Below are 18,775 nucleotides of genomic sequence, written 5' to 3' on the forward strand. Positions count from 1 at the left end.
TTAAGGGTGGTATGACCAATTTGCACATCAACGGAAGAGTCTGGCTGGAAGCCCAGGAACGGTTTTTCGGCATCGGCCGGATGGAACTGCTGGAACACATTCAGCAGACGGGGTCGATCAACCAGGCAGCCAAGGAGATGAAAATGTCTTACAAACGGGCCTGGGAACTGGTTCAGTCGATGAACAGCCAGGCCGACGCGCCCCTGGTGAGCACCCAAACCGGCGGTGAGCGCGGTGGGGGAGCCAGTGTGACGGAAGAAGGTCTCAAATACCTCACCTATTACCGCGGACTTCAGCAACGGTTTCAACAGTTTCTGGCCGAAGAAGTGAACCATTTGCCCATCTGATTTCAGTTACGCATTCTCCCTGAACCGGCTCTTTTTTTTGCTCCCGGGGTCGGCTCCTGTTCCCGCACCCGGATTTCAGGCAAAAATAATTTACTGCCCAAAACCGCTTATTTCTCCCGAAAACCCTCCTTTTTTGTCCCGTTCCCTCGAATAGGGGCCTAATAAAATCTTTTTTAATCGTTCCGAAATCCAAAAATCAAGTTGACTCGTTCGTATGGGTGTCTTTTAAGAAGATCCTTTTTATACACCCTATTAACAAATTCACTTTTCATATGGAAGAATTAACAAGTACCTCTACCCCCAAGAAAGGCCCGAGCGTACCCGCCATTCCATCAGTTGAACGTCGGATGTTTCTACGCGCATTAGGCTTAACGACTGTTTCGGCGGCTGCCTTTCTAACGGCTTGTCAAAATTCAATGAACGATGTTGCTCCCAAGTATTCAGGAGCCCGGCTTTCGGCCGACGGTGTGAGTTTCGGAGAAGGTGATTTTGCCATTCTGAACTACGCTTACGCCCTGGAGCAACTGGAAACGGCATTCTACATGGCTGTTATCGAGAAGAAAACGTTCGCTGCCGGGAGCAAGGAAGAAATGATTTTCAAGGATATTCACGATCATGAGTTGATTCACCGTGAGTTTTTCAAGCTGGCGATTCCGGCCGACAAACGCATTGGTGATCTGGAATTCGACGTAAGCAGCATTGATTTCACCAACCGCCGGGAAGTGTTGAACACGGCGCGGGTGCTGGAAGATACCGGGGTGGCCGCCTACAACGGTGCGGGTCCGCTGATCTCGAAAGCAAACTCCATTTACCTGACCCTTGCCGGAAAAATCGTATCGGTCGAAGCGCGTCACGCTTCCCTGATCAGTTCCATCCTGCAACCGGGTGGTGGGTTGTTTGCCGGTGACTACGTTGTGGATAACAACGGGTTGGAGAAAGCCCTAACGGTTTCGGAAGTATTGGGCAGAGCGGGTCGATACATCAAAACCGCCATCAACCCTGCTTCACTGCTTGCCCTGGAATCATCCAAATCATAAACCTTACGAACGATCATGAATCTTCTCGGAATATTCTCACAAATTGAAAAAGCTGATCCGGAAATTGGCGAAAAAATGGATTATTCGCGCCGGAAAATGTTGAAAACCACCTCGGTAGCGGCTGCGGCTACGCCCATGTTTTTTGCCGCGATGGTGAACAAGGCCTTTGCCGCTGAAGGTTGTGCCGGTGATGCCATCGCCATTGTCAAATACGCTTTGACGCTGGAATACCTGGAACGCGATTTCTACCGTGCCGGTCAGTTCAAAGCGGGTTTACTGCCTGCGGGAACCCGTCCTTATGTGGTGCAGATTGCCAAACACGAAGCACAGCACGTTGATTTGCTGGAAGGTGTTCTGGGTATCAAACCGAATGCCATGCAGCCGAAATACAACATGGCTACGCTGAACGCAGCCCTGGCCGACTACCCAACTTTCCTGACCTATGCGCAGGCGCTGGAAGACACCGGTGTTCGGGCGTATAAAGGACAGGCCGCCTGTTTGCTGGAAGAAGATACGGCAACATCCCGGACTGTTCTGGCGGTTGCCCTGCGGATTCACTCGGTAGAAGCCCGTCACGCGGCTGCTGTTCGCTACATGCGGGATCTGCGCGTATGGCCATCAGGCGGTCAGAACGGAACAGAACCGGATCCGAAAGTTTATATGAATGAAGATCAGGGAACACAAGGTGGTGCCAACCTGGTTGATTTCTTCAACATGCAGGAAAATAAAATGAAGTTGTACAGCCCCGATATGTCTACCCGGAGTGTGTACGAATCATTTGACGAAGCGTTGACTGCAGAACAAGTGCTGGCCATTGCCGGTCCGTTCTTTGCCGCGCCGATGTAATTGGATAAAGATTGTGATTTTTTGAAAAGACCGACATATGTCGGTCTTTTTTTTCGCTGGTTGAGTTGGTTTTTTAACGGATCATCGTGTGGCGGTCCGGGAGCGATCCTTTCTATAAAACCTACCTTTAAGTGAGTAGTTTGATGCTTGCCATTCCGGATTTATGCCTACTTCACAGTGGGTAATCAAACTAAAAATGCCGTTTAATCACTGATACACAACGGAACCGTTTGCTAATCACATTGGTAGCCGGAATTCCTGATTTTCTTTCCCGTTGGCTTCTTTTTTAGTGACCGCCCACTCGTTTTATTCATTATTTTTCCGTTAACAACGATCGGAGAAATGGTACATACCCGTGATTTTTTTCCACCTGTAATGGTATGGAAATAGTCGCCTTATCAGACAAGACGGTTTTTTTGGTAGGAATCTGGAACTCCTCAAACCGGCCTGTCAAAAATTACCGGTGAACGGCGTCAATGCACCACGACAGCGGGGCCATAGCATTGACCAAACCAATGCCATCGGCTGGCACCAACGCGATGAAAGCGGCCATATCGAAACAGATGCAAAGCAATTTTAAAACAGAAACCAGTTGTTTGTCAGTGTTTTGTGAGCAGGTTTGACCTTGCGCTAGGAAGCTGGCCCGGGCTGGGACTATTCAGATTCGGTCCCGGCAGCAGTCGTCAAAACCGGGAGCTGAAGCCGTTGGAAGGCTGGGACAAACAGCGGAATTTCGAACAACTGCCGGGGTTGTCTGCCGATTTTGCGAGAATAATGGGCGGGGATCTACCTCGTTTTGCGATAGTAGTAAGACAAGCCCCTGGGACTGGTATCCGGTTTAATCTTCGAAAAATGATACCTTATGGAGAATTCGGGGCTACTGCAGAAAATACTTATGATGTGATCTTCACTTATTCGGGACATTTTTCCACCACAAAATTCTGAAAAATATAATTAAATTTAGCACGAGTAACCCTGTCCAATATGTCCAAACTTATACAACTCGCAACGCATTCCTCAGCGCGGGGAGATCTTACCGTTTTTGAAAAAATATTACCCGGTGAAATAAAAAGGGCTTTCTATATCTATAATGTCGGGTCGCCAACCCAGGAACGGGCATTGCATGGACATCGGAAAGAGTCGAATGCCCTGATTGCACTGGCCGGCCAATGCCGGATATTCGTTACCAATGGAGAAGAAGAAAAGTATTTTCATCTCACCGTTCCGAACGAATGCCTGGTGATCGAACCCGGCGACTGGCATATTATTGACGAGTTTACGAAAGATACGGTTCTGCTGGTGCTCTCGAACGAGTGCTATGACCCATCCGATTACTTCTTCGACCGCCCATGATTCCGCATTTAGACCTCAGGCAGGTGAATCAGCCCTACTCAGAGGCTCTGCAAACCGCGGCCTGCCGGGTTCTGTCGTCGGGCTGGTATGTGTTGGGGCACGAAGTGGAGGCTTTTGAGACCAGTTTTGCGGCCTACTGTGGCGTCAAACATTGCATTGGCGTCGGCAACGGACTGGAAGCTATTCATTTGATTTTCAAGGCCATGAATTTTCCGGAAGGGAGTGAAATCATTGTGCCGGCGAATACCTACATTGCCACCATTCTGCCCATTACAGCTTTGGGGCTGACACCGGTCTGGGCCGAGCCCGATCCGCGAACCTATACCCTGGCGGCACCGCAGATTGAACCCCTGATTACGGAAAAAACCCGCGCCATCGTCGTCGTTCACCTCTACGGACGCTGCTGCGACATGGCACCCATTGAGGAACTGGCCCGGAAACACAACCTGAAACTGATTGAAGACGCGGCCCAGGCCCACGGGGCTACCTACCAAAACCGCAAAGCCGGGAATCTCTCCGACGCGGCCGCATTTAGTTTTTATCCGACCAAAAACCTGGGCGCTCTGGGCGATGCCGGCGGGGTGGTCACCAATGACGACGAGCTGGCGCATCAGGTTCGACTGCTCCGCAACTACGGTTCCGAGCAGAAATACATTCACCGGATTCCGGGCATGAACAGCCGACTCGACGAACTACAGGCGGCCTTTCTGGGGGTCAAATTAGCGCACCTCGACGCGGATAACCGGCGTCGGCAAGCACTGGCAGCCCGGTATCTGGCTGAAATTCACCATCCTTCGCTCCAACTGCCCCCCGCCGATACCATCAATCAGGATGTCTGGCATCTGTTTGTGGTACGGCACCCGCAGCGGGAGGCTTTCATGACGTATCTGCGCCAGAAAAACATCGGCACGGTGATTCATTATCCCGTGGCACCCCACCAGCAGGACGCCTATACGGAATACCGTTATCTGGATTTACCCCTGACCGAACAACTACACCGGGAGGTGTTGAGCTTGCCCCTCAATACCGTCCTGACCGATGCCGAAGCGGATTATATTATCGAAACCATTAATGAATCCCCTTACTGATGTTACTCTCTGTCATTATCCCGGTTTATAACAGCGAACGCACCATCTTTCCGCTGGTGGAATGCCTCACCTACGAACTTGCAGCTTACCCCTTCGAGATCGTGCTGGTGAACGATGGCAGTCGCGATGCTTCCGAAGAAATCTGTGAAACGCTGGCCCAAACGTTTCCTCAGGTTCAGTTCATCTCCCTGCGCAAGAACTTTGGCGAATTTCAGGCCGTCATGTGCGGGTTGAACCACGCCCGGGGCGAATACTGCGTGATTATCGACGACGACTTCCAGAATCCCCCACAGGAAATCATCAAGCTGCTCCGCGAAGCCCAGCAGGGCCACTACGATGTGGTGTATTCGCAGTATGAGAAAAAGAACCACGTTCTGTTCCGCAACATGGGCAGTTGGCTCGTGAACCGACTGACCACCTGGTTGTTGCGAAAACCGTCTGATTTATACCTGTCCAGTTTCAAACTGATCCGGCAGGAAGTGGTGCAGGAAATCATTCAGTATAATGGCCCGTATCCGTATCTGGACGGCCTGATTTTCCGGACCACCCGCAACATTGGCCGCGTGATTGTGCAACACCACAAACGCCAGGAGGGCGATTCAAACTATACCTTCCAGCGACTGATTTCACTCTTTCTGACCATCTTTTTCGGCTATTCGGTTCAGCCGTTGCGCCTGCTGACCACGCTGGGTATTTTCATGATTCTGCTGAGTATGGTTGCGGGTTTGGCCGAAACCGTCGGTTCGTTGCTAACGCAGCATTGGCCCGCAAAAGATCATCTGCTGTGGGTGACGATTTGCCTGATCGGCGGGATTCAGCTTTTTGGCATGGGACTGCTCGGTGAGTACGTCGGCCGACTTTTTATGATGCAAAGCGGACTGCCGCAATACGTGGTTAAATCGGAACATTTCAACTATGATCGGAAACCGGGACGAGTACGAAAGTATGTTCCAAGTGGAGCGTAAACTCTGGTGGTATCGCATTTTACACCAGAAAGTTATCCAACAAATTCAATCCCATTTTCCTGCTAATCAGTCCATCCATATTCTGGATGCCGGTTGCGGAACCGGCGGTTTGCTGGATGCATTGCGTCAGGCGGGTTATGCGCAGATCGTGGGCTTCGATGCGTCGGTCGATGCAGTTGCCTTCGCCCGGGAACGGCAGGTGGCCGTCGAACTGCATGATTTGCGGGCATTTGCGTCCTTTCATCCGGGTGAAACGTTCGATGTCATCATCTGCAACGATGTGCTTTGTTACTTCAGGGACGAAGAACTCCTGGCGGTTCTGGACAGTTTTCGGAAGCGACTTCGCCCCGGCGGAATTTTCATCAGTAACAACAACGCTTTTCCGGTTTTGCGCGGCACGCATGATATCGCGCTGCACATCATCCGGCGGTTTGTGAAAGCGGAGTTTGCCCGATTCGCTCCGCAAGCGGGTTTTTCGATTGAACAGTTGGAATACTGGAATTTCTGGCTGACCGTCCCGATCTGGTTGCTCCGCAAAGCGCAGCTTCTGGGGCAGCGCCTGAGCCCTTCCCCGTCCGTTCAATCCGATGTGAAATTGCCGCCGTTGTGGATGAATGAACTGATTTTCAACTGGCTAACGGTCGAAAACCGCTTTTTCCGCACTCCTCCTTTCGGGAGTTCCCTTTTCACGGTGATGCGTTGATGGAAAACCTTCTCTATTCGCTCCCATTCCGGCTTTTCGGTATTTTTCTGCTCATGGGCTGGAGCCTTCTGCTCGGGTGGAGAGTCCGGTCTCCGGACTCCCGGCCCCGGCTTTCGGGGCGGAACGTCCTCGGCCTTTCGTTCGTGCTGTTCATCGGCGTTCGGCTGCTCTACGCCCCGGATCGGGAACAAAATGTAGATACCAGCACCTGGATTGCCACGGCCCTGACGGTTGGCAAAGCCGATGATCCGCTGTCGACGCTACTCAACTATTCGGATGGCCGACCGCTGGCCGTTCTGCCGCTGGCCATCGCCGAACTGATGGGCATTCCGCTGAATTACCGCATTACCGACTTCATTGGGGTAGTGCTGTGGTGCCTGACGCTTTGGCTTTTCTGGCGAATTCTGAAAACCTACCTGGCTGAAGAAACGGCGGTGCTGCTGGTGTGGTTACCCATTCTGATCCTCAGTACGGTTTGGAACCACGACTTTGCGAGTTACAATACCGAAATCATGGGAAATCTCTGGTTGATCGCCGGACTTTTCTGGATTCTGCGGTTTAACACCTGGTCAATGCCTTCCGTGCTCGCCATCGGTTTTTGGCTGGGGTGTTTGCCCTTCGTGAAATTCCAGACCGTACCGATGGGGCTGGTTCTGGGGCTGTTTACGGCCTGGAAACTGTACCGTACCCGTCGGTTTGCCAGCGTGCCGGTGTTGGTGGGTGCAGCCTTGCTGCCGGTTTTGCTGCTAACACTTTACTATTTCAGCCAGAATGACCTGGAATCGTTCTGGGGTGATTATTTCAGCAACTATTTCGTCTATTCCTACACCACTCAGTATTCTGCCTTATCGACCGGCGACCGGTTTTCTCCCATTCGCATGGTTCGCTATTTATTTCATTCCCACCAGCTTACTCTCTTTTGGGTTGGTGTTTTCGGGGGGATTCTGCTGGGTGTCTGGCGTCTGGTTCGTCGCCCGGTTTTCCGATCGACCGATCAAACGGAACGGCTCTGGTTGGGGACGGTCTGGCTGGTGGCCAGCTTTTATGCCGCCCTGCAGGCAGGTAATAACTACACCCATTACCTTCTTTTTCTGGTTTTTCCGGGCCTGTTTCTGCTTGCGGTTTTGTACGAAATCCAGGGTGTTGCCGCGAACTGGAAATGGATAGGCATCAGTTTAGGGCTGGTTGTCGTGCAGGCTTCGGTGAACGGTTTTTTCCGAAAACCGCTTCCTATCCATCCCGGTGAGCCTTTGTTTCAGGCCGTTTCGACTGAAATTCAGCGACGGAGCCAACCGGACGATGGTCTGGTGCTTTGGGGCTATGTCGACCGGCTTCATGTATACGCGCGTCGGCCGATGGGCTACCGGGCGTCCGACACCTTCTGGGTGTATTATCCGACCTCGACCCAGCCTTTCCGCATGAAGGAATTTCTGGCCGATATGGAACGGAATAAACCGCTTCTGTTCGTCGATGCGATGACGCCAAGAATTTCCATGTTTGCGGATGACGCCTTTGAGTTTGAAAACTTTCCCGCCATCAAAACCTACATCGACCGGCAGTATCAGTTGGTGAAAACCATCGAAGACGTCCGGATTTTTGAGCGGAAGAAGGAGGAGAGGAATAAATTATAAATGTAAAATGATGAATGTTAAATGTAAAAGTCTCGCAATCCAGCACTTTTACATTTAACATTCATCATTTTACATTTATAATTACCATTTAAAGGCTTGTCTTTTAAAAGGTTACAAACTAACCGTCTGCTGCCCTTCTTTCAAAGCTACCGTTTTTCCTTTCCATTTCAACGTTCCGGTCAGGCCGTCGGGCAGGGTGACGGTGCCTTTCAGTCCGCCAGTGGGTGTTTTGTCAAACCGCACGGCAATTTCGCCCGCCGGGTGCGGCATGGCGCCTTCCGCAAATTGCAAATTCCCCAGATACGGGGTGATGAGAACCGAACCAAAACCGGGCGAGGCCGGATTGATGCCGCAAACCGTTGATAGAAACTCGTAATTCGGGGCGGCACTCCAGGCGTGGCAGTCGGAGCGGGTGGGTTCGGGGTTTTCAGCAAACGTCGTCAGGCCCATCGCCAGCATGTCGTGCCAGGGTTTCAGCATCGGCAGAAACTGATCGGCCATCCCGGTTTTTTTCAATGCCTGAAACAGATAGAACTTGAAGTAAAACGTCGCCTGAATCAGGGTCGGGTCGGCCATGATCTTCTGCATGAGTGCTTTTTGCTGCGCCACCGGCACGGCGTCGGTCAAAATCGCCCAGATGTTGGCGTGCTGGCTGAAGCCGGTTTTGTCGGGTGTGTCGGCCATCAGGCCCCGTTCGGCGTCCCAGCAACGGTTATACACATTTTTGGCCAGCCGGAGCCCAACCAGGCGGTAATGCTCGGCCTGCTGGTTTTTGCCGTAATGGTAAAACACCTGCGAAATTCGCTGCATCGTGTAGGCTTGCTGCAAAGTCAGAATGGCCGAACCGCCTTTGCGTGCGCCCTTCGGCACCCCGCCCATGCCTTCTTCCGGCGCATCCCACTTCGCCCAGTCGACAAAATTCCACCATTCGAGTGGGCCGTTCAGGCCGTTGGTCGCCAGCCGTTTTTCGTGCCAGTCCAGCACGCCCGTGATGCCCGGCAGCATGGATTCCACAAATGGATCGTCTTTGCGGTGCATCCAGTAGTCATACACCATCGTGACCCAATACAGCGAAAACGGCGGAATGACCTGAAAATCAGCACTCGGATAACGACTTTGCGTCAGTCCGTCGTTGAAACGGCTGTGGTCGTAATCCGAGATGGCTTTCCGCATCAGCCGGTCGTCGCCGGTTACATACAGCGAAATGAACGACTGAATGCGCGTATCGCCGGTGTACTGCAATTGCTCGTAGTAGGGGCAGTCGTAGTACGTTTCGCCGGCACAGAGCCGCGCTGTTCGCCAGCCGATGGTCCAGATGGGTTTCAGGCTTTCGTCACTGCTGGCAAACCGGGCTTTTTCCTGAAACGGGTAGCCCGTAAAGTGGCCCATCAAATCGTGAACTTCCAGCGGTTCGCCTTTGGTTTCGATCGTGATTTGCAAATACCGGTAGGTCCGGAACAACAGCGGCCGGAAGGTGCGTTTCTGCTTGGTGCCATCGCCGATGAACTGATCTTCAAACCCGATCAACTGCTTGCCTTCCACCTGGTTGCGGTTTCCTTTCTGCCGTTTGTCGTCCACCATCGCTTCGGCGTAGCCCAGCGTTATGACGGCGTCTTTTCCCCGGCTGACGGTCAGTTCAGGAAAGGCATTGGTCAGATGCCCCTGATCGCAGAGGATGACGGCTTTGTGGTTGCGGTGAACGGTAAACGAGTTTTTTCCCTGCAAAAAATCATCGTCCACATCGACGCCTTCCGACCGCCGAACCGTTGCCAGCCGTTGCGGAGTTTCTTCCATGAACGGAATGGTGCGCGCCACCAGATTCCAGTTGCCGTCCGTTCCGAGGCCACGCGGTTTGGCGGGCCAGCCGATCGGTTTGGCGGGTGTCCAGGCGGCATCGTCAAACGCCGGTTCCTCCCAGCCCCAGGGGTATTTCGCAGCCTCGACCCGGTCGCCTGCACCCATGACGATATAGGTCCGCAGTTTCGGAATGTCGTTGATCACTGGCGAATAGGCCGGATTCTGGTAAATTTTCCAGGTATTGTTGGTATTGACCACCTGTTCGGCGTCGCCATCGCCCTGCACGATGAACCCAAACTGGTAGTGCATCTGGGCAAACGGCGCGTACTCGGCCATGTACGTCACCACGGCGGCCAGGGTATTTTTGCCGGTATTCAGATACGGGGCGATGTCGACGGTTTCGTAATTCCAGTTTTGCAGATCGCTGCGGGCGGGGCCGGAAACCACGGCTTTGCCATTGACAAACAGCCGGTAACGGTTATCGCCCGACACGTTGATCACGAAGCGGGCGGGTTTCTGGGCCAGATCAAAGCTCTTGCGGAAATGATAGACGCCATACGCCCGGATCGGGGCCGTCGGGTGACCAATCCACTGGGCTTTCCAGAAGTCGGTTTGCCAGCGGGGGGAAGGCTTCGCCAGTTGGGGAGCGGGGGTTTGGGCGAAGGAAAGATGAACGGCCAGCAGGAATATGAAAAGGAGTAAGCGGGTCATAGTTGGGTAATAACGTTATCTCTGCAAAATTGCACTATTTAAAACATTTTCGGCAGCCAGTCGATCCGGTTTTATTTAACGAGATCGTTTCCGCAACCCAAACTACCCAATTTCTTAACACCGCCGTAACCCGATAAATCCCTATTTTTAACGAATGAAACAACCGCTTCGTAAACCGTTCGGATTGGCCCTGCTGGCCTTTACGCTCCTTCCTGTTTTTGCCGCTCTGGCACAACCCACTCCGAAAACCGTTCTGGGCGACTGGTGGTTCTGGCCCGATTATACGCTGGAACGAAACGCCCGGAATTACCCCGGCCCCCGAAAAGAATCCCCGACCACACCGGCGGTGGTGGCTGCGGTCGAAACACCGCCCCTCACGTTTTTTGGAGAGACGCCCACGGAGCGCATCACCAACCTGCTGCCCGCCGTCGCCCTGTCCGGCAAGGCCTTTGCCGTTGAACTCTGGCTGCTCAATCACGTCAATGAACCCGTTGGCGCACTGGTAACGCTTCGGAATCGGCAACGGCCCGAGCAGGGAAACTGGCTGCTCGGTTGTTACGGACAGACGATGCTGTTTTCGCTGAAACCCGATCAACTGTCGCAGCTCCCGGTCGGAAAAAAACAGCCCAGGGGCGGAACAGAAACGACAACCAGGGCATCAATCCTGCGAACCGTGCAGGAAAGAGGCTGGAAAAAACGCTGGAGCCACCTGGTCGGCAATTACGACGGAACCGGTTTGCAACTGTACCTGAACGGCAAAAAAATCGGCGAAATCCCCCAGACTTACCTGACTGCTTCCGGAACCGACTCGCTGCAACTCGAAATGGCGGCTTACCTGCGTCGCGAACCGTATATGCAGTGGGGTGACCTTGTCAAAAACGTTCGGATTCACAACGTAGCCCTGACGGAGCAAGCCATCGTCGGCCGGTTTGCTGAACTGCAACAACTGGTTGAAGATGGGCGGTTGTACCCGGATCTGTTTCATTTCAACGCCGGGCCGTATCTGAATGGTGTTCAGCAGGAAAGCATTCGGTTGGTTTGGGAAACGGATCGACCGGCGTCGGCGGTGATTCGCTACGGTGACCGGCAGCCGTTGAGCCATACGGTAACGGTTCCGCTGAGCGAGGGCAAAACCCACAACGAAGGAAAAGTACACAGTTACATTCAGGAGGCTATGCTGAAAGACCTGAAACCCGGAACGCCCTATTTCTACGAGATCGAAGCGAAATCGAAAACCGGCGAAACCATTTCATCGGGCATTCAAACGTTCAGCACGGCTGTGAAGGAAGGTCAGGCTTTTACGTTTGGGGTGATCGGCGACACCGAAGCGCGGCCGCACGTCAACAACCGCGTTGCGGGTCTGCTGTGGGATGAACGGCCCAACTTTGTACTGCACGTGGGCGACCTCACCGACGGGGGGGAACAGCCGTATAAATTCGAGTGGAACTACGAGTTTTTTACCGGTAACCGGCAACTTTCGGGCCGCGTTCCGTTTTTTCCGGTTCCCGGCAATGGCGAAGGCGATTTGTACTGGTATAAGCAATACCACGCGCTGCCCGAACCGAAAGCCTACTACAGTTTCCGGTATGGCGACGCGGAGTTTTTCATGCTCAACAGCAACGAAGAGAAAGAATTTGCGCCGGGTGGCAAACAATATGGGTGGCTGGAAGAGCAACTGAAGAAATCGACTGCCCGCTGGAAATTTGTAGCCCACCACCACGCGCCCTATTCGCCGGATGAAGACGACTATGGCAATGCCTGGACCCGATCCACCGACATGGGCGACGTTCAGATCCGGAAAATCATTCCTTTGTACGAGAAGTACGGCGTCGATCTGGTGTTCTACGGCCATTTGCACACCTACCACCGGACGCTGCCCATTCGGGAAGGGAAAGTAAACCGCAAAAAGGGCATCACCTACATTCAGGTGGGTGGAGCGGGCGGCAATCTGGAGGATTTTGCGCCCACCCGGCCCTGGTTTACGGCCAAAGCGTTCCGGGGCTACCATTATGGCACCCTAACGCTGGCCGACGGTCACCTGAATTTCAAAGTATACGATACGGAAGGACGTTTGAAAGATTACCTCGATCTGGAAAAAGCCGGGCGGGAAAAACCATAGGTAGTTTTCTGTATTAGTTTGAGCAGGATGCTGCCGGTTAACAGACGTTGAATTTGTCTTTTAATCGGAGAATAGGGCATCCTGCTTTCTAATAATCGAAAAAAAATCTATTTTAATTACCAAAAAAATATGAGTAGTTTGATAGCGATTAGCGTGCTCAACGTGTATAGAAAGTATGATAAAAACGTATACCCTTCTTATTGTAGTTGTTTTAGGATTAGCGATAGCCTGCGAAAGATCTCCCAACCACCATTCTGACCACACTGTCTGGGCCGACAGCACGGCCGAACGCGCTACCAACCTCATGGACGGGAAGAATCCCGCTTTGGCGATGCGGTATCTGGACTCGGCTTACCATGCCCTGCGCAAGCCCGGAATTGGTGATTTATGGAAAAAATACAAGGTAAAAGCGATCTACTATACGTATTACAAACAAGATTTTGTAAACAGGAGGCTGTATATCGACAGCATGTTTACCATTCTGAAAAGCAAGGAAACGACCTACCCGTATGAATATGCCCACACCCTGTATACCCTGGCTAATCTGTTGCAGGAAGAGAAAAAGTATAACCACGCTTTTAAAGTATATTACGATGGACGCAACTTTTCGAAGGGAAGTCTGGACAATTGCAGCTTGAGTGATTTCAGCAATGCCCTGGGAATTATTCGCTATAGACAGGAACAATATCAGCAGGCTATTCCGTATTTTAAACAGGCTTACCGGGAGGTAAGCTCTTGTTCTAATCCAGTTTTTCAGTACAGTTTTATTCAACGCCAGAGCGCGCTCAATTCGATTGCGCTGTGTTTTGAAAAAACCGGCAGGTCCGATTCGGCTATCTTCTATTACAACCGCGCCCTGGAGTTTATCAAAGCAAGTTTCAAACAGTATCCGCACAAACAGGATTTCATCACCACCGCCCGCGCCGTTGTTGAAGGGAATTTAGGGGGCGCGTATGGGCGATTGAACCGGTTTGAGGAAGCCGAAAAACACTTGCAGACGAACATCCAGCTCAATGACCGGCCCGGCTTTTCGATTGAAGATGCCCAGACGGCGAAAACCAAGCTGGTCAAATTATACATCGGCCATAACCGTTTGCCCAAAGCGAAATCGTTGCTCAACGAGCTGGAATCCGATCTGGTATCGGGTCGCGGAAAGAGCAGTTCGCATGGGGAAATCTGGGAGAGCTGGTACCAGTTAAAATGGCAGTATTACGACAAGGTGGGCGATTTGGCCGGCGCCTACCGGTTTTCAAAGAAATACCATGCCTACCGCGACTCGCTGGACCGTCTGAACAACGGGTTGAAGAACGTTGACATCGACCAGGTACTTCGGGAGCACGACCAGAAATACCGGCTTTCGTTGCTGGAGAAGAGCAGTGAATTGCAGAATACGTATGTGATTGGATTATCGGTTTTTCTGGGAATGGCCCTGTGTCTGGCGTTCGTCATCTGGCTTTCCTACCACCGCTCCCGGACCAACGTGAAGAACCTGACGGAACTCAACGGCCAGATGCAGCAGGCGCTTTCGGCCCTGGAAAACAGCCAGCGGGAAAATGCCCGGCTGATGAAAATTGTGGCCCACGACCTGCGCAACCCGATCGGAGCCATGTCGTCGATGGCCGAACTGATGCTGGACGATGACAACCGGGCCGAAGAGGACCGGGGTTTTCTGAAGCTGATCAAAGATTCCGGCACCAACTCCCTGGAACTGGTCAACAACCTGCTGCACATGAGCGGCACGTCGGAAAAACACTTCGCAAAAGAAGAGGTGAACCTGGCCGATCTGGTGCAACATTGTGCCGATATGCTGGCCCTGCGGGCCGCCGACAAACAGCAGTACATCCGGTTGAATCTCCAGCCCGCCGTGCTTTGGCTCAATTATGAAAAGATGTGGCGGGTGGTTAGCAACCTGATTTCCAACGCGATCAAATTTAGCCCGGAAGGGTCAGTGATTGAAATAGCGATTGAAAAAAACCGGGAATCCGTTCAACTCATTGTCAAAGACGAGGGGATTGGGATACCGCCGGAAGTAGGGAGCAAAATTTTCGATGTCTTTACCGAATCGAAACGGAAGGGAACGTCCGGCGAAGAGTCGTTCGGGCTGGGCCTTTCCATCACCAAGCAGATTGTTGAAGCCCACGCGGGAAAAATCTCGTTCGAAAGTGTTCCGAATCAAGGTACTACATTTAAAATTGTGCTTCCTGAGGCTGGATTTGAGTAAGGGTTTTTCGAAGAAATCCCTCCTCAAATCCGCTCGATCAACTCCGCTACTTTCCGCACCGGCTTGCCCGTGATGTGGTCGATAATCGCCTTGGCGTGGTCGCGGCCGTTTTCGATGAACACTTTTTCGGTGTAAATCCCGGCCATCACCGTGCCGCAGACATACAGACCCGGCACGTTGGTTTCGAAGGTTTCCTTGTCGTAGGTCGGCACCTGGGTTTCGGGATTCAGCGAAACGCCACACTCTTGCAGCAAATCGGCGTCGGGAATGTAGCCGGTCAGCATGAGTACAAAATCGGCGGGCAGTTCGCTTTCTTCACCGGTTTCCAACTGAGTCAGGCACACTTTTCCGGGTTCGATGCGGGTGACACAGGTGCTAAAACGGGTGTGGATTTTGCCTTCCTTGACCCGGTTTTTAACATCCGGCACCAGCCAGTATTTGACGGTTTTCCGGAAATCGTCGGCCCGGTGTACAATCGTTACGTGGGCATCGGCCCGATACAACTCCAGAGCCGCTTCCACCGCCGAGTTCGACGCGCCGATGATAACGACGTTGGTGTAGGAATACTGAAACGGTTCGTCGTAATAATGGCTGACATGCGGCAAATCCTCCCCCGGAATCGCCAACGTGCGCGGTTTGTCGAAGTAGCCCGTGGCCAGAATGATTTTGTGAGCCTGGTAGGTGCGGTCGTTGGTCGTAAAAACCGTAAACAGGTCTACCGAATTTTTTCCTTCTTCCTGGGGCGGTTGATACCGGGTGATGTGCTTGACTTCCGTGAATAGCTTGAAATTCAGCTTGAAATAACCGGCCACTTTCCGGTAATACTGCAAGGCTTCGGTGCGGTTGGCTTTTACGCCCGCAATCGGAAACGGAATGCCGCCGATCTCGATGTTTTCGGCAGTCGAGAAAAACCGCATCATTTTCGGATACCGGCGGATGGATTCGGTCAGGCTGCCTTTTTCCAGAATCAGATGGCTCAGTCCGGCTTTGGAAGCTTCGATAGCGGCCGCCAGACCGCAAGGTCCTCCGCCGATGATAATCACGTCGTACATATAGTGTTGCCCGTTGAGCAGGTTGGATCAGATGGACAAATAAAGAATACCAAAATTAGCCAAAGAAGTTCTGATTCTCCGGATATTTCCCGAAATCGCCGGGATTCCGCTGACTGAAGCGGTCTTCAGGCAGTCGACCGCGCTTCCCCTCGGTTTTTATTTCTTTAGATTTGACTTAAATTTGAGTAGACAGCCCTCCTGTGCCGAACCGGCAAACCGGTCGCGTGGGTGGTCTGAGTCCATCTTTTTTCCGAATCGCATGTCGTCCGTATTGATCCTTTTTGCGCATCCCGCTTTAGAAAAATCCCGCACCAACCGGCTTTTGCTGGAAGCCTGCCGGTCGGTGGAGGGCGTCACCGTCAATGACCTTTACGAAGAATACCCGGATTTTGACATCGACGTGGACCGGGAGCAGCAGTTGTTACTGGATCACGATTACATCCTCCTGCATCATCCGTTTTACTGGTACAGTTCCCCCGCCATCGTGAAACAATGGGAAGACCTGGTGCTCGAACACGGCTGGGCGTATGGGCGGGAAGGCAAGGCGCTGGTGGGCAAAAAAATATTGAACGTGCTGACCACCGGTGGGCGCCACGAAGCCTACGAAGAAGGCGGCTATAACCGCTTCACCATGCAGCAATTTTTGGCTCCCTTCGATCAAACGGCGTATTTGTGTAAGATGATTTACCTGCCGCCCTTCGTCGTCCACGGCACCCACCGGCTTTCCGAACCCGAAATGCGCCGGTATGCGAGTCAGTACAAAAGCCTGCTGACGATGCTGACCACCGACCAGATTGACCTCGAAGACGCCAAAACGCGTCGGTATTTGAATGAATTACTCGTCGATTAATCACGCTTATGAATCAATCCGTACTTATTCAGGCCATCGTTTACCTGGCTTCGGGTGTTTTTTTTGTTCCGATTGCCAAACGGCTCGGTCTGGGCTCGGTGCTGGGCTACCTGATCGCCGGTGTCATGATCGGCCCCGCTGTGTTGGGGCTGGTGGGCGAAGAGGGCCACGACATCATGCACTTCGCCGAGTTCGGCGTCATCATCATGCTGTTTCTGGTGGGGCTGGAACTTGAGCCGGAGCGGCTTTGGAAACTGCGCATGCCGGTTTTGGGCCTGGGCGGTTTGCAGGTGCTGCTGACGGCACTGCTGACGAGCGGACTGGCCCTGACGACCGGTTTGCCGTGGCAGCCGTCGCTGGCGCTGGGCATGATTCTGGCCATGTCGTCCACCGCCATCGTGCTGCAAACGCTGAACGAAAAAGGGTTGATGCAAACGGCAGCCGGGCAAAACACCTTTGCGGTTTTGTTGTTTCAGGACATTGCTGTCATTCCCATTCTGGCCATCATGCCGCTGCTGGCGACTTATCCGCTCCCGATCAGTGCCACTGAACACGAGCATGTTGCGTTCATCGATGGTCTGCCGGGCTGGTTGCGCCCCATTGTGGTCGTGAGTGCGGTCGTGGGGCTGGTGCTGATGGGCCGTTACGTCATGCAGCCGGTTTTTCGCATCATTGCCCGAACCGGCATGCGGGAAGTTTTCATCGCTACGGCCTTGCTGATGGTGGCCGGTATTTCAGTTTTGATGGAAATGGTGGGACTGAGTCCCGCGCTGGGCGCTTTTGTTGCGGGGGTGGTGCTGGCCAACAGTGAGTACAAACACGAGCTGGAAAGTGACATCGACCCGTTCAAGGGACTGTTGTTGGGGCTGTTTTTTATCTCCGTCGGGGCCGCCATCAATTTTGAACTAATTGCCGAAAATCCGTTGCTGGTGGTCGGTATCGTGTTGGCGGTGATGGTGGCGAAAGCACTGGTATTGGCGGTTTTAGGGAAGATCTTTCGATTAAAAACCGACCAGAATCTACTGTTTTCGCTGGGGCTGTGTCAGGTGGGTGAGTTTGCCTTTGTGCTGTTTTCCTTTGCGTCGCAAAATGGTATTCTGGCGAAGGAAACGGTGGATCTGATGACAGCGGTAGTGGCCATCAGCATGGGGCTGACTCCGCTGGTTTTTCTGGCGAATGAAAAACTGCTGTTGCCGCGAATCGGCACGAAGGAAGTGATTGATAAAGAGCAGGATACGATTGACGAAAAGAACGCAGTGATCGTCGCGGGTTTCGGACGATACGGCAACATCGTCGGGCGGTTTTTACGGGCCAACAACATCGGAACCACGGTTCTGGATTTTGATTCGGACCGGGTCGATACATTGCGGAAACTGGGCATGAAAGTCTATTACGGCGATGCGTCCCGCTATGACCTGCTGAAATCGGCCGGTGCGGAGGATGCCAAGCTGATGATTATTGCCCTGGATTCGGCGGACAAATCGCTGGAACTGGTCGAAACCGTCAAAAAACATTTTCCCCATTTGAAAGTCTTGGTGCGGGCCAGCGACCGGGAAGATACCTACGATCTGATGGATGCGGGGTTGACGTACATCTACCGCGAAACCGTCGATAGCTCGCTCCGGATGGGCGTCGATGCCATGACCTTGCTCGGTTTTCGGGCGTACCAGTCGCAGCGGGCGGCCCGGTTATTTCTGAAACACGACGAAAAAGCCCTGGCAGGACTGGCCGCCGTCCGGCACGACCGGAAGCAGTATTTCAGCAGTGCCAGACAACGTATTCGGGAGCTTGAAGACCTGCTCAGTTCCGACGAAAAAGACCGCTGGCTGAAGGATGTCGAAGACGGCTGGGACCCGGAATCGCTGCGGAACGAGTTCAAACAGCAGAATCTCTAAGGCGTCAATGTATCCCGATTCTAAATCAGAAACAGTCTGGCTTTTCGGCTGGTTATCAGGTTGTAGGACTTGTATCTGATAATTCTGTTACACTTTCGCTTTCTGCCCCTAAATCCCCTAAAAGGGACTTTTAGTATCCGGATTAAGCTACGTCCAAGTC

General features: G+C 52.8%; 14 protein-coding genes. 12 read left to right on the plus strand and 2 right to left on the minus strand.

The window, feature by feature from the left end; translation table 11 throughout:
• The first annotated feature begins 11 nt into the window (after positions 1-11).
• The 8 genes from ACS5NO_RS04655 (at position 12) to ACS5NO_RS04690 (ending at position 7,970) form a co-directional block, all read left to right on the plus strand.
• Positions 12-347, plus strand: coding sequence for a winged helix-turn-helix domain-containing protein (locus ACS5NO_RS04655; RefSeq protein WP_439414064.1), 336 nt, complete (start codon positions 12-14; stop codon positions 345-347).
• Positions 348-763: 416 nt separating this feature from the next.
• Complete coding sequence (locus tag ACS5NO_RS04660; RefSeq protein ID WP_229316944.1) at positions 764-1,384, plus strand: ferritin-like domain-containing protein; 621 nt, start codon at positions 764-766, stop codon at positions 1,382-1,384.
• A gap of 15 nt (positions 1,385-1,399) precedes the next feature.
• Positions 1,400-2,230, plus strand: a complete 831-nt coding sequence (locus ACS5NO_RS04665; RefSeq protein WP_439414065.1) for a ferritin-like domain-containing protein — start codon at positions 1,400-1,402, stop codon at positions 2,228-2,230.
• Between the two features lie 984 nt (positions 2,231-3,214).
• A complete protein-coding gene (locus tag ACS5NO_RS04670; RefSeq protein WP_114404029.1) occupies positions 3,215-3,583 on the plus strand; it encodes a sugar 3,4-ketoisomerase in 369 nt (122 codons plus the stop codon).
• Complete coding sequence (locus ACS5NO_RS04675) at positions 3,580-4,671, plus strand: DegT/DnrJ/EryC1/StrS family aminotransferase (protein WP_439414066.1); 1,092 nt, start codon at positions 3,580-3,582, stop codon at positions 4,669-4,671. Before ACS5NO_RS04670 ends, ACS5NO_RS04675 begins: the two co-directional genes overlap by 4 nt.
• Positions 4,671-5,636, plus strand: a complete 966-nt coding sequence (locus ACS5NO_RS04680) for a glycosyltransferase family 2 protein (protein ID WP_439414067.1) — start codon at positions 4,671-4,673, stop codon at positions 5,634-5,636. The genes ACS5NO_RS04675 and ACS5NO_RS04680 overlap by 1 nt, the downstream gene beginning before the upstream one ends.
• Positions 5,617-6,339 (plus strand): class I SAM-dependent DNA methyltransferase, encoded by a 723-nt coding sequence (locus ACS5NO_RS04685; RefSeq protein ID WP_439414068.1) that lies wholly within the window; start codon positions 5,617-5,619, stop codon positions 6,337-6,339. The genes ACS5NO_RS04680 and ACS5NO_RS04685 overlap by 20 nt, the downstream gene beginning before the upstream one ends.
• Positions 6,339-7,970 carry a hypothetical protein gene (locus tag ACS5NO_RS04690; RefSeq protein WP_439414069.1) on the plus strand — a complete coding sequence of 544 codons (1,632 nt, stop codon included), beginning with the start codon at positions 6,339-6,341 and terminating at the stop codon, positions 7,968-7,970. Before ACS5NO_RS04685 ends, ACS5NO_RS04690 begins: the two co-directional genes overlap by 1 nt.
• A gap of 111 nt (positions 7,971-8,081) precedes the next feature.
• Here ACS5NO_RS04690 and ACS5NO_RS04695 read toward each other — a convergent pair whose 3' ends face one another.
• Positions 8,082-10,478, minus strand: coding sequence for an alpha-L-rhamnosidase-related protein (locus tag ACS5NO_RS04695; protein ID WP_439414070.1), 2,397 nt, complete (start codon positions 10,476-10,478; stop codon positions 8,082-8,084).
• A 154-nt stretch (positions 10,479-10,632) separates the two neighbouring features.
• Between ACS5NO_RS04695 and ACS5NO_RS04700 the strand changes: the two genes are divergently transcribed.
• Both ACS5NO_RS04700 and ACS5NO_RS04705 read left to right on the plus strand, forming a co-directional pair.
• Positions 10,633-12,597 carry a metallophosphoesterase gene (locus tag ACS5NO_RS04700; RefSeq protein ID WP_439414071.1) on the plus strand — a complete coding sequence of 655 codons (1,965 nt, stop codon included), beginning with the start codon at positions 10,633-10,635 and terminating at the stop codon, positions 12,595-12,597.
• Between the two features lie 175 nt (positions 12,598-12,772).
• Complete coding sequence (locus tag ACS5NO_RS04705; RefSeq protein ID WP_439414072.1) at positions 12,773-14,818, plus strand: tetratricopeptide repeat-containing sensor histidine kinase; 2,046 nt, start codon at positions 12,773-12,775, stop codon at positions 14,816-14,818.
• 23 nt (positions 14,819-14,841) lie between these two features.
• On the opposite strand, the gene ACS5NO_RS04710 is transcribed toward ACS5NO_RS04705, so the two are convergent.
• Positions 14,842-15,870, minus strand: coding sequence for a YpdA family putative bacillithiol disulfide reductase (locus tag ACS5NO_RS04710; RefSeq protein WP_439414073.1), 1,029 nt, complete (start codon positions 15,868-15,870; stop codon positions 14,842-14,844).
• 259 nt (positions 15,871-16,129) lie between these two features.
• Here ACS5NO_RS04710 and kefF point away from each other — a divergent pair, with 259 nt between their 5' ends.
• Positions 16,130-16,720 (plus strand): glutathione-regulated potassium-efflux system oxidoreductase KefF, encoded by a 591-nt coding sequence (kefF, locus tag ACS5NO_RS04715; protein ID WP_114404016.1) that lies wholly within the window; start codon positions 16,130-16,132, stop codon positions 16,718-16,720.
• An 8-nt stretch (positions 16,721-16,728) separates the two neighbouring features.
• Positions 16,729-18,615 (plus strand): monovalent cation:proton antiporter-2 (CPA2) family protein, encoded by a 1,887-nt coding sequence (locus ACS5NO_RS04720; RefSeq protein ID WP_439414074.1) that lies wholly within the window; start codon positions 16,729-16,731, stop codon positions 18,613-18,615.
• Positions 18,616-18,775 lie beyond the last annotated feature (160 nt).

The organism is Larkinella fluvii (genome assembly GCF_051857545.1).
Classification (GTDB): Bacteria; Bacteroidota; Bacteroidia; order Cytophagales; family Spirosomataceae; genus Larkinella.

Bases quoted from the DNA above. Each gene is read 5' to 3' on its own strand.
- ACS5NO_RS04695 (WP_439414070.1), bottom strand. From the start codon at position 10,478: ATGACCCGCTTACTCCTTTTCATATTCCTGCTGGCCGTTCATCTTTCC.
- ACS5NO_RS04665 (WP_439414065.1), top strand. From the start codon at position 1,400: ATGAATCTTCTCGGAATATTCTCACAAATTGAAAAAGCTGATCCGGAA.
- ACS5NO_RS04660 (WP_229316944.1), top strand. From the start codon at position 764: ATGAACGATGTTGCTCCCAAGTATTCAGGAGCCCGGCTTTCGGCCGAC.
- ACS5NO_RS04685 (WP_439414068.1), top strand. From the start codon at position 5,617: ATGTTCCAAGTGGAGCGTAAACTCTGGTGGTATCGCATTTTACACCAG.
- ACS5NO_RS04720 (WP_439414074.1), top strand. From the start codon at position 16,729: ATGAATCAATCCGTACTTATTCAGGCCATCGTTTACCTGGCTTCGGGT.
- ACS5NO_RS04680 (WP_439414067.1), top strand. From the start codon at position 4,671: ATGTTACTCTCTGTCATTATCCCGGTTTATAACAGCGAACGCACCATC.
- ACS5NO_RS04710 (WP_439414073.1), bottom strand. From the start codon at position 15,870: ATGTACGACGTGATTATCATCGGCGGAGGACCTTGCGGTCTGGCGGCC.
- ACS5NO_RS04705 (WP_439414072.1), top strand. From the start codon at position 12,773: ATGATAAAAACGTATACCCTTCTTATTGTAGTTGTTTTAGGATTAGCG.
- ACS5NO_RS04700 (WP_439414071.1), top strand. From the start codon at position 10,633: ATGAAACAACCGCTTCGTAAACCGTTCGGATTGGCCCTGCTGGCCTTT.
- ACS5NO_RS04690 (WP_439414069.1), top strand. From the start codon at position 6,339: ATGGAAAACCTTCTCTATTCGCTCCCATTCCGGCTTTTCGGTATTTTT.
- kefF (WP_114404016.1), top strand. From the start codon at position 16,130: ATGTCGTCCGTATTGATCCTTTTTGCGCATCCCGCTTTAGAAAAATCC.
- ACS5NO_RS04655 (WP_439414064.1), top strand. From the start codon at position 12: ATGACCAATTTGCACATCAACGGAAGAGTCTGGCTGGAAGCCCAGGAA.
- ACS5NO_RS04670 (WP_114404029.1), top strand. From the start codon at position 3,215: ATGTCCAAACTTATACAACTCGCAACGCATTCCTCAGCGCGGGGAGAT.
- ACS5NO_RS04675 (WP_439414066.1), top strand. From the start codon at position 3,580: ATGATTCCGCATTTAGACCTCAGGCAGGTGAATCAGCCCTACTCAGAG.